We start from the raw sequence: 9,675 nt of genomic DNA on the forward strand, positions 1-9,675 counted from the left end.
GGTGGTGGCGGCGGCGGCTACGGCGGCGGCGGCGACAACCGCTGGTGATTGAGGCGCGCCCTGCATGCCAGGGCGCCACTCCTCCCCAAGCCCAAAGAAAAATCCCTGGATGGAGCCCGCAATGGGCTCACGTCCAGGGATTTTTTGCTGGTCAGACGGCGACTTCGACGTCCTCGTTCTCGATCAGATCCAGCAGCTGATCCCGTTGCCACTCGCGGCAACGGACTTCGGAGACGGGATGGATCGGCTGCAGTTCGCCTTCCCTGGGCTCAGGTAAGGCGCTGCGCAGGGAACGCCTTCTCAGCTTGGCTGTCCAGCGATGGAAGCGATGGAACGATCTCGAACGGGTCATAGACACCCTCCTGTTGGAGACACCACGGTTCTAACGCTGGTGAAACCCAGAAATCAGTTCCCAGTGAGCAGCTTCATATTGAATTCAGCCCGGCGCCTTTGAATGGCGCCATGACCCCAGCCCAACCCCCACTGCGCCGCCTCCTGCGTGCCCTAAGGCCCCATCGCCGCTTGGTCCGGCTCGCAGCACTCTGCTCAGTCCTGAACAAGCTGTTCGACTTGGCTCCTCCAGTGCTGATCGCCCTGGCGGTCAATGTGGTGGTGCAGCAGGACACCTCATGGCTGGCCAGCTGGGGGGTGACGACTATCCCAGGGCAACTGGGCGTCCTGGCCGGACTGTCCTTTGTGATCTGGAGCGCGGAGTCGCTGTTCGAGTACCTCTACGCCCTGCTCTGGCGCAACCTGGCCCAGACGGTGCAGCACGAGCTCAGGCTGGAGGCCTACGACCATCTCCAACGATTGGAGATGGGCTTTTTTGAATCGAGCTCCAGCGGCCGCCTGCTGGCGATCCTGAACGACGACATCAACCAGCTCGAGCGCTTTCTTGACCACGGCGCGAACGAGGTTCTGCAACTGATCACGACCGTGTTGGCGGTGGGGGGCGCCATGGTCTGGCTCTCACCTGCGGTGGCTGGGGTCTCCTTCCTGCCCATCCCCTTGATTCTCTGGGGCTCCCTGCATTTCCAGAAGCGCCTGCAACCGCGCTACCGCGAGGTGCGCGAGCGGGCCGGAGACCTGGCCAGCCGACTGGCCAACAACCTCGGAGGCATGCTCACCATCAAGAGCTACGCCGCTGAGCAGTGGGAGACCGATCGTCTCTGCAGCCAGAGCCGTGCCTACCAGAGCAGCAACAGCCGGGCGATTCGACTGTCGGCGGCCTTCATCCCCCTGATTCGCTTCGCGATCCTGTTTGCCTTCCTGGCAATCCTGGTCATTGGCGGCCTCCAGGCCTGGCGCGGGGTGATCGATGTCGGCACCTATTCCTTCTTGGTCTTCATCACCCAGCGCCTGCTCTGGCCCTTGACCAGCCTGGGCCGCACCCTCGATGACTACCAGCGGGCCATGGCCTCCACCCAGCGGGTGCTGGACCTGGTGGACACACCGATCGCGATCCCCAGCGGCCATCGCCCCCTGCCCAGCCAGAGCGTGCGCGGGCAGATCCGTTTTGAGCAGGTGAGCTTTGGCTACAGCGGCAGGGAGCTGCTGCTGCGCAACTTTGACCTGGAGATCCCCGCCGGCAGCACCCTGGGAATCGTCGGGGCCACGGGCTCAGGCAAAAGCACCATCGTCAAATTGCTGCTGCGTCTCTATGGGCTGCAGGGCGGAACGATCCGCCTTGATGGCCAACCGATCGAAGAGCTGGAACTGGGGGATCTACGCAAGGCGATCGGCCTGGTGAGCCAGGAGGTCTTCCTTTTCCACGGGACCGTGGCCGAGAACATTGCCTATGGCAGCTTCGAGGCCACGCGGGGCGAGATCGAGCAAGCCGCACAACTAGCTGAGGCCTCCCGCTTCATTGAGGAGCTGCCGCAGGGCTACGACACGGTGGTGGGCGAGCGGGGCCAGCGCCTCTCCGGTGGACAGCGCCAACGGATCGCCCTGGCCCGGGCCATCCTCAAAAATCCACCCGTCTTGATCCTCGATGAAGCAACGGCGGCGGTGGACAACGAAACCGAGGCGGCAATTCAGCGTTCCCTCGATCGAATCACCGCCGAGCGCACCACCCTGGTGATTGCGCACCGCCTGTCCACCGTGCGCCATGCCGATCGGATCGTGGTCATGGACCAGGGACGGATCGTCGAGAGCGGCAGCCACGAGGAACTGATCGCCGCCGGTGGGGCCTACGTCAATCTCTGGCGGGTCCAGGCGGGGCTACGGCAGGACGAGGCCCTAGCCCTTTAACCAGCCAAAGAAGTGGCACCAATGCAGGGGTTACCACAAGATGGGCGGCAGAAAAAGAAATAAATTGTGAGAATGAAGAGTCCCACCCTGAAAACAGCCCCCGCCAGCCCGATGCCCCGCCGCCGCGATGAGCGCGCAGCGATGCTGACGGCCATTGGCTTTGGGTTGGGTGGTGGACTCCTGCTTGCCTCTCCCGTCGCGGACTACCTCAGCAGTCCCCAGGTGAGCGAGCGCCACCAGCTGGTCAATCCCTTCAGCAGCTGGAACAGCCTCAGTGACGCCGATGTGGTGATCCTGGGAACCGACGTCGGCGGCGGCAATACCGACGTGATGTACACGATGCGTGTGCAAAACGGCGTCACCAAGCTGCTGCAGGTGCCCCGGGACACTTACATCAACTCCAGCAGCTTTGGCCCGGTGAAGGCCAACGCCCTCTACGCCTATGGCGGCCCCGATGCGGTCAAGGCGGAGCTCTCCAAGCACCTGGGACGTCCGGTGCGTCACCACATCCTGGTGAACCTGGCGGTGATCCGGCGCCTGGGGGATGCCCTGGGCGGCCTTGAGGTCAACGTGCCCAAGCGCATGTGGTATCACGACAACACCCAAGGCCTGCACATCGATCTGCAGCCAGGCCGCCAGGTCCTCAAGGGCCGAGACCTCGAGGGCTTCCTGCGGTTCCGCCACGACGAGATGGGGGACATCGGCCGCCTGGATCGCCAGCGCCTGGTGCTCAAGGCCCTGTTCAAACAGATCACCCGCCCGGAGAGCCTGGTGCGGCTCCCCGCTCTGCTCGCTGTCGCCGGCAAGGACCTGCGCACGGACCTCGGGCCGATGGAGATTGGTGGCCTGATCAGTGCCATGGGCAGCACGGAGCTGAACGCCGAGCGCCTCGGCGGCCGCCCCTTCATGCATGAGGGCATCAGCTACTGGAAGGCCGAATGGCCCGAAGCCACCGCCGCTGGGGCCGCAGCCGCCGGCAGCTCCGAGCGCTTCAAGTTTCTCTTCTAGGGCCTCTTCTCGGGCTCGCCTGCCTCATCCAGGTAAGCCGCGGGAACCAGCAGAAGAAACAGGCCCCACCAGGCCAACACAGCCACCGCCACCGGTGCGCTGATCCACCAGCGGTGCAACAGCAGCCAGCTGCCGGCGATCACCAGGACACCGGTCAACAGGATCGACCAGGGCTGGCACCACCAGGGCTTCAGGCTCCAGAACGCGGGCTTGGTCTCAGACATGGGGCCTCTTGGCGTGTTGAGAGAGCACCACGAGGGCCAGGAGCAAAGCAGTGATCGCCAGCACCGGCGTTGATGCCGCCACCGTCACCCCGAGGGCGGCTGTGAACCAGATCGATGCGGCACTGGTGAGGCCGTGCACCCGCGGATGCTGCCCTCCAAACGACTCCCCGCCGCGATCCACCAGGATCTCGCCGGCCCCCAGGAAACCCACTCCCGTGGCGATCCCTTGAATCGCCCGGCTGCGCGCATCGGGTTGGTCCCCCGCCGCCAGAACCAATAGGCAAGCACTGAGACCGACCAGCACGTGCACCCGCAGCCGATTCGTCTGGGGCTGAGCGAAGTGCTGGGCGCGGTTGTAGCCCACCGCCAGACCACACAAGACCGATAACCCCAGACGCAACAGCACCGTCAGGTCGACGTCCAGGGTCGAGGACCAGGCGTTCGCCAACAAGATTGAGCCCATCAGCTCAGACCTCCATAAGCTCCCCGCAGACCCAGAACGCCGCGGCCCGTGGACGCACTGCTGGTGCGCAACACCCTGAAGATGTTCACGGCGGTGTTCCTCACGGCAGCGATTGCCCTGTGGTTTGAGCGCATTGAGTTTGTTTGGTATCCGCTGATGGCGGTGGTGATTGTTGTTGATGACAACGATGACCACACCGTCAAGGCCGCAACCGCTCGGGTGATGGGCACGGTGATCGGTGGACTGGTGACCTTTGTGGTCCACACGATCCTCAGCGGCTGGATGGGGGTGCTGGTCTCGATCCTCTTGATGATCCCGGTCCTGCGCCTGTTCGGCTGGCAATCGGGCCTGAGCACCGCCGCCACCTTGAGCGTGATGTTCTTGATGATTCCCCGCTACGAGGCCCTCGATTGGGACTACGTCTTCAACCGCGGGCTCGACACCGTGGTCGGCTGTCTGGTGGCCTTGGGGGTGGGACTGCTCTTCTGGCCGCGCAATAGCTACCGGGAGTTGCAAAGCCTCGACCAGCGCCTCCTGGCTGATCTGCAGGGGCAACTCGAGCGCTACCAGGCCTGGCTGGATGGTCAACACGAGCGACCGGCGCCACTGAATACAGCGCCCCTGACCGGCAACCTGATGCGGATGACGGATCTGGTGGAGCGGGAACGCCGGGGCCCCCGCCAGAAGCGGCTGCGCTCCAGCCGCTGGCAGCAACGCCTGCGGCTCTGGCAGATCGTCCAGTTCCACTGGATTGCCTGGGAGCGCCTGATCGAAGGCCTGCCCCCACTCGACATTGCCCAAGCAACGCCGCTGCAGCAGAGCATCGCCGGCCTGCATCGACAACTCCAGGGGGGCGCACAGGCCACACCGCGGCGTGAGCCGCAGCGCTGGCAACAGCTCGCCCAGAGCCAACGACTCCCGCTGCTGCAGTTGCTGGCCCTCGAGGAAGAGACCAGGCCCCTGCACGCCAGCCTGGGCAGCTTGGCCCGGCGGCCATGCTGATCAGCCGCGCCGAACTGCGGTTGGCGGTGGCCGCCGGCCTGAGCAATGGCTTCGCCGCCATGACCGGCTTGGCCTATGGCTTCTATTCCCCTCTGGCGGTGGTGTCCGTTGGGACGGGCAGTTACGGCGGGGCGGTCGAATTGGGCCGTCAGCGGCTACTCGGCACCGTGCTGGGCTCAGTTCTGCTGCTGGTGGGCTACTGGGGTCTGCGCGATGTGCCGATGCCCATCGCCATCGCCATCACCCTGGCGGCCCTACGGCTCTTGGGAGGGTGGCTCAAGCTGTTGGTCGGCTACAAGGTCGGCGGCCTGATTGTGGTGATGGGCTGGCTCTCCCACTCCTCCAACCTGGGGACCTGGATTCCACTGCGCTTTTTCTGGACGGCCTTTGGCGTGCTGGTGGGCCTGCTGAGCTTGCGCTTGTTCTGGCCGACCCGCAGCCTCGATACCGTCCTGCGGCAGTACGGCGAGCTATTCGGCGACCTGAGGCGGACCTACCAGGACCTGGCCCAGCGCCTGCTGAACAGCGAAGCGCAAGGGCCAGGCATTGAGGACTACAAGCGCCTGCGCGCTCGCCTGATCAGCCTGCGGGCCCTGCGCCCGGCCCTCAGCCTGGAACTTGGGGAAGGGGCGAACCGCCATCCCAGCGTTCAGCTGGTGCAGTGCCTGGATGACGCCTGCTCCCGTCTGGTCATGATGGTTGGCGGCATGGTGCGCCGGGCCCCGACCCTCAACGACAGCGCCCTGATCGAGCGGCTGCATCAGGGCGAGGCGGCCTTGCTGCAGGTCCTGGGCCAACGGCTCGAACAATGGGAGCAGCGGTTCAGCGGCCGGCGGCGAACCCTGCCGCAACCACCCAGCTCTGCGCTGGCCTTGCCCCAGGCCTGGCTGGATCTCAACCGCGAACTCGCGGACCCCAACCTCAACCGCATCCCTCTTGAGCGCTTGGAGCGCATCGCCGCTCGGCTACTGCTCTGCAGGCAGGCCGAACAGGCCATGCAGGATGCCGAGCGGACCTGGTCGAGCGTGCTGCCCCGCTAGGACTCAGGCCTCGAGGCCCACCAGCGCTCCACGCGATAGCCCAGGACCACGAGCAAAACCACGAGCCAGAACCAGAGCTCGGGGGCGTTGGCGTTGAACAAGATCAACAACAAGACCACCTCGGCCACCAACCAGGGCAACTCCTTACGCAGCAGGGCGTTGCGGAGGGGAGGCAAGCGCCAGGCCTTGAGCTTCACTCCAAGGTTCCGGGCTGCCTGAGGAAAGGACGGTTCCATAGGGCGTCAATTCTGAGGGTGCGATAGCCACCGGTGAGGGAGCGCAGCCCCGGGAGCACATAACTCAAGGGGGAGCGCCATTCCACATAGCCGTAGGCGTTGAGGGTCAGGCCATCGCGCACCGGAAAGACACCGCTACCGCCCGAGAGGGTCCAGCGGTAGCCGTCATTGCTCCAGCGATCGCGGCCCAGTTCAATCTCGGCGCGCATCACCGGCCCCTCCTTGGTCAGGGCCTTTGCCAACTGGGGGTTACCGGTGGTGGTGGAGACGTCGTCCTCGGTGGCCGGCAGGGTCAGCACCTGGCTGACCTGGCCCACGATCCCGCCAAAGCGCCCCCGTTGTTTCCACTGCGGCACCAATTCCATCCGCAATCCCAAGGGAAGGCGGCGGGCATCAGCAGGAGAGAAATAGGCCACAGCCCGTAGGGGCGGAGCCTTGGCACCGGGTTTCTGGGGGCGGCCAATGGTGCCCAGGCGCTGCCCGGTGGAGACGGTTTGCCCGGAGATCACCTGGATGTCGAGCAGGCTGCCGTCCCGGCCCGCCAACACCTCCCCGTCGTAGGCGATCTGCGCTTCGGTGACGCGAATCTGCCGCTTGAGGTCGTCGATCTGGTAGCGGCGATTCAGCGCCTCGGTCTCGATCGTGAGCTTCACCTGCTCGTAGTCGGTCAGAACCTTCTTGCGCTGGATCTTCACCGCATCGAGGTCCACGCTGGTGTTGGTGAAGCCCTGCTGAACGGCAACCACCTCGCGGGAGAGCGGTGCCACCACTTCCCGGCGAGCCAGCCAGTCGAGGTTGCTGAGCTTCGTGCTGTAGGTGGACTGGAGTGAGGCGTAGCGGGCGCTGTCGTCCGTCAACTTCGCCAGGGCGACCTCCACGGCGCGCTTTTCGGTCTCGAGCCGCCGCAGATCGCGCTGGTCCAGATCGGCGTTGATCCGCTCCAACTGCGCCAGGTTGCCCCGCTGCTGCGCCAGTTGTTTCTCCAGAACCGGCAGGTAGAGGGTCATCAAGACCTGTCCCTTGCGCACCGGTTCGCCAACCTTGACCTTGACGTCGAGGACCTGCCCTCCGGAGCGGGCATTGAGCACCCCAGCGTTATCGGGATAGAGGAACACGCCCTGACCGCTCACCTCGGTCGGCACCGGCCAGAACAACGCCCAGAGCGCCAGGACCCCGCCGACCCCCGCCAGGCAGACGCCGACTTGGTTGTGGTCGCTCAGACCAACCCAACCCTGCTGGAGCTGTTGCCGCCGTTGCTGCCACATAGCGACAGGATGCTGGGCTAAGGCGATTCTGGCCAGATTCGGCAGACTGCATCACAACTTCCCCCGGACGTTGCGCCTCGCTGCGGCAAGCCGAATCTTGAGCCTGGCCGGCGGCCTGGCGTTGGCGAGCCTGTGCAGCCCGCTGGCACTCGGGCAACCCAACATCGAAGCCAGCTCCCCCGAGGTGGAGAAGCTCGAGCGCAGCTGGCGGGCCCTGGATCAGCAGCTGCGGGTCCTTGATGCCTTGATCCCTCCCGACCCCCAGGGAATTCCGCCACGGGAAGCCGTCACGGCACCCATTCCAAGCAGCCTGCTGCAGCCCAATCGGGCACCCAGCCAACAGCTGCAGCCCGGGCAAGCCGCTCCCCCCGCACCCCTGAGCCTTCCGACGCCCCAACAGCTCCAAAAAGGAGTCGTTGAGGGCTTGAGCCTGCTCGAGGCCCTTGCCCTGGGCTTCAAAAACAACCCGGAGCTCCTCGCCCAACGGGAGCGGGTCGCGGCCTCCCTCGATGAACTGCAGGCGGCCCTTGGCACCTACTGGCCGCGGATCAGTGCGGTCGCCGGCGGCAGCACCGGCCAAATCAGTTCGAACAACACCGCCTCCGTCGGCAACGGCAACCTCAACCTGGGCCCCCTGTTTGAGCCGGGGGGAGCCTTCTATGTCCCCACAGAAGGGGGGGCTTACCTCAACCAATCCAGCAACGTCGGCGCCGCCGGGCTGCAACTGGACTACGCCCTCCTGGACTTCGCCCGCACGCCCCGGGTGCAGGCCGCACGAGCCGTGCTGGAGCGGGAGCGGCAGCTCTATGGCAACCAGCTGCGCCAACTGCAACTGAACATCAGCGAGGCCTACTACCAGCTGCAGCAGGCCGATCAGAACGTCCGCATCCAGGACGCCGCGGTGCGCGATGACCTGCTGATCCTGCAGGACTCCCTCGATCTGAAATTGGCGGGTCTGGTGCCCCGGGTCGATGTCCTGCGCCGCCGCGCCATTGAGGCCAGTGACCAAGAGGCCCTGATCCAGGCCTTGGCCGATCGCGCCATCGCCCGGCGCCGCTTGGCCCTGGTCCTGAACCTTCCCGCCACGGTCACCCCCAGTGCCAGCGATCCCATCGCCGTGATGCCCCACTGGCCCCTGGACCTTGAGCAGAGCCTGCTGGCGGCCTACCGCGGCAACCCCGAACTCGAGGCAATCCTGGCGACACGAACCGCCTTGGCGCGACAGAAAGACGCCACCGCAGCCCAGCTGTTGCCGCGGCTGGCCCTGTTTGCCGGGGGCGGCAGCTACGGCCAGAACGTCAATCAGTTCAATATCACCACCAGCAATGGGGGCTGCTGCGGCTCCACCGTGATCCCCACCCTGAACACCAGTGGCTACGACTGGTCCCTGGGCCTCAGCGTCCGCTGGCTGCTGTTTGATGCCGGCACCACCAGCGGCGAGACCCGGGCCCTGCAGCGCCGCGTCGAAGCCGCCGGACAGGACTATGCGGCCCGGCGCAATGCCATTCGGTTGCGGCTGGAGGCGGCCTTCTTCAACCATGAGGCAAGCCTGGCCAAATTGGCCTCAGCTCGGCGCGGGGTCGCCGCGGCCCTCGAAGCCTTCCGCGACGTACGGCTGCGCTACCAAACGGGACTCTCCAGCGAGGTGGATCTCTCAATCACCCAGGAGCGCCTGATCAGTTCCCTCGTGCAACGGCTCAACGCCACCGTCGGGGTCAACATCACCTACGCCCAACTGCTGCGCGAGCTGCTGCCCGTGCCGCGCGATCCTTCCGCACCACTCACCCCGGAGCTCACCTGGAGTGCTGCCACACCTGCAGCTGCTCCAACTGCCCCTGCGCCGTAGCGCTGCCCGCCGCGAGCACCTCCGCCAGCAGCGGCGCGAGCACCGGCACCTGGGCGAAGCCACCGCTGAAGCCGCTGAAGCCAAACAGTCCTGGGGCGTCCGCCAGGGGCCCAGCTAAGGGAATCCCCGTGCGGCTGAAGGCCACGGGGACCTGATGCCAGCGGCCAGGCGCCTCAGCGAGGCCCTTGGGCAACCCGGATGCAGCGATGGCCTGCCTCAGCTCCTTCTCGAGCGCAGGCGGGGGTTCGTGCAGGGACAAGCCTGGAGCAAAGCTGCTGACCTGCCCCAAGAGCGCCCCAGCACCGCGGGGCACGAGCCCGGCATCCACGACGGTCCGA

At 65.8% G+C, this 9,675-nt stretch carries 10 protein-coding genes and 1 pseudogene; 5 read left to right on the plus strand and 6 right to left on the minus strand.

Annotated elements, in window-relative coordinates; translation table 11 throughout:
* Positions 1–151 precede the first annotated feature (151 nt).
* Complete coding sequence (locus QZ184_RS07820; protein ID WP_156797985.1) at positions 152–352, minus strand: hypothetical protein; 201 nt, start codon at positions 350–352, stop codon at positions 152–154.
* 110 nt (positions 353–462) lie between these two features.
* Here QZ184_RS07820 and QZ184_RS07825 point away from each other — a divergent pair, with 110 nt between their 5' ends.
* Both QZ184_RS07825 and QZ184_RS07830 read left to right on the plus strand, forming a co-directional pair.
* Positions 463–2,253 (plus strand): ABC transporter ATP-binding protein, encoded by a 1,791-nt coding sequence (locus QZ184_RS07825; protein ID WP_296416718.1) that lies wholly within the window; start codon positions 463–465, stop codon positions 2,251–2,253.
* A gap of 111 nt (positions 2,254–2,364) precedes the next feature.
* Positions 2,365–3,261, plus strand: a complete 897-nt coding sequence (locus QZ184_RS07830; RefSeq protein ID WP_247479724.1) for an LCP family protein — start codon at positions 2,365–2,367, stop codon at positions 3,259–3,261.
* Here QZ184_RS07830 and QZ184_RS07835 read toward each other — a convergent pair.
* Positions 3,258–3,485 carry a DUF6737 family protein gene (locus tag QZ184_RS07835; protein WP_010317840.1) on the minus strand — a complete coding sequence of 76 codons (228 nt, stop codon included), beginning with the start codon at positions 3,483–3,485 and terminating at the stop codon, positions 3,258–3,260. The genes QZ184_RS07830 and QZ184_RS07835 overlap by 4 nt on opposite strands.
* On the minus strand, positions 3,478–3,948 hold the full coding sequence (locus QZ184_RS07840; RefSeq protein ID WP_296418910.1) for an MgtC/SapB family protein: 471 nt from the start codon (positions 3,946–3,948) through the stop codon (positions 3,478–3,480). Before QZ184_RS07840 ends, QZ184_RS07835 begins: the two co-directional genes overlap by 8 nt.
* Positions 3,949–3,996: 48 nt before the next feature.
* On the opposite strand from QZ184_RS07840, the gene QZ184_RS07845 reads away from it, so the two are divergent.
* On the plus strand, positions 3,997–4,950 hold the full coding sequence (locus QZ184_RS07845) for an FUSC family protein (protein WP_296418912.1): 954 nt from the start codon (positions 3,997–3,999) through the stop codon (positions 4,948–4,950).
* Positions 4,944–5,990, plus strand: coding sequence for an FUSC family protein (locus QZ184_RS07850; protein WP_296418913.1), 1,047 nt, complete (start codon positions 4,944–4,946; stop codon positions 5,988–5,990). The genes QZ184_RS07845 and QZ184_RS07850 overlap by 7 nt, the downstream gene beginning before the upstream one ends.
* Here QZ184_RS07850 and QZ184_RS07855 read toward each other — a convergent pair.
* A complete protein-coding gene (locus QZ184_RS07855) occupies positions 5,987–6,166 on the minus strand; it encodes a hypothetical protein (RefSeq protein ID WP_296418917.1) in 180 nt (59 codons plus the stop codon). The two genes, QZ184_RS07850 and QZ184_RS07855, sit on opposite strands and share 4 nt — an antisense overlap.
* Positions 6,167–6,183: 17 nt before the next feature.
* Positions 6,184–7,491, minus strand: coding sequence for an NHLP bacteriocin system secretion protein (locus QZ184_RS07860; RefSeq protein WP_010317845.1), 1,308 nt, complete (start codon positions 7,489–7,491; stop codon positions 6,184–6,186).
* 70 nt (positions 7,492–7,561) lie between these two features.
* Here QZ184_RS07860 and QZ184_RS07865 point away from each other — a divergent pair, with 70 nt between their 5' ends.
* On the plus strand, positions 7,562–9,337 hold the full coding sequence (locus QZ184_RS07865) for a TolC family protein (RefSeq protein WP_296418920.1): 1,776 nt from the start codon (positions 7,562–7,564) through the stop codon (positions 9,335–9,337).
* On the opposite strand, the pseudogene QZ184_RS07870 reads toward QZ184_RS07865, so the two are convergent.
* A pseudogene (locus tag QZ184_RS07870) lies at positions 9,285–9,675 on the minus strand (hypothetical protein); the annotation flags it as partial. The gene QZ184_RS07865 and the pseudogene QZ184_RS07870 overlap by 53 nt on opposite strands.

It is taken from the genome of Vulcanococcus sp. DEBay_Sum22DG08_74, assembly GCF_017852955.1.
Taxonomy (GTDB): Bacteria; Cyanobacteriota; Cyanobacteriia; order PCC-6307; family Cyanobiaceae; genus Vulcanococcus.

Bases quoted from the DNA above. Each gene is read 5' to 3' on its own strand.
- QZ184_RS07860 (WP_010317845.1), bottom strand. From the start codon at position 7,491: ATGTGGCAGCAACGGCGGCAACAGCTCCAGCAGGGTTGGGTTGGTCTG.
- QZ184_RS07840 (WP_296418910.1), bottom strand. From the start codon at position 3,948: ATGGGCTCAATCTTGTTGGCGAACGCCTGGTCCTCGACCCTGGACGTC.
- QZ184_RS07830 (WP_247479724.1), top strand. From the start codon at position 2,365: ATGCCCCGCCGCCGCGATGAGCGCGCAGCGATGCTGACGGCCATTGGC.
- QZ184_RS07835 (WP_010317840.1), bottom strand. From the start codon at position 3,485: ATGTCTGAGACCAAGCCCGCGTTCTGGAGCCTGAAGCCCTGGTGGTGC.
- QZ184_RS07820 (WP_156797985.1), bottom strand. From the start codon at position 352: ATGACCCGTTCGAGATCGTTCCATCGCTTCCATCGCTGGACAGCCAAG.
- QZ184_RS07850 (WP_296418913.1), top strand. From the start codon at position 4,944: ATGCTGATCAGCCGCGCCGAACTGCGGTTGGCGGTGGCCGCCGGCCTG.
- QZ184_RS07825 (WP_296416718.1), top strand. From the start codon at position 463: ATGACCCCAGCCCAACCCCCACTGCGCCGCCTCCTGCGTGCCCTAAGG.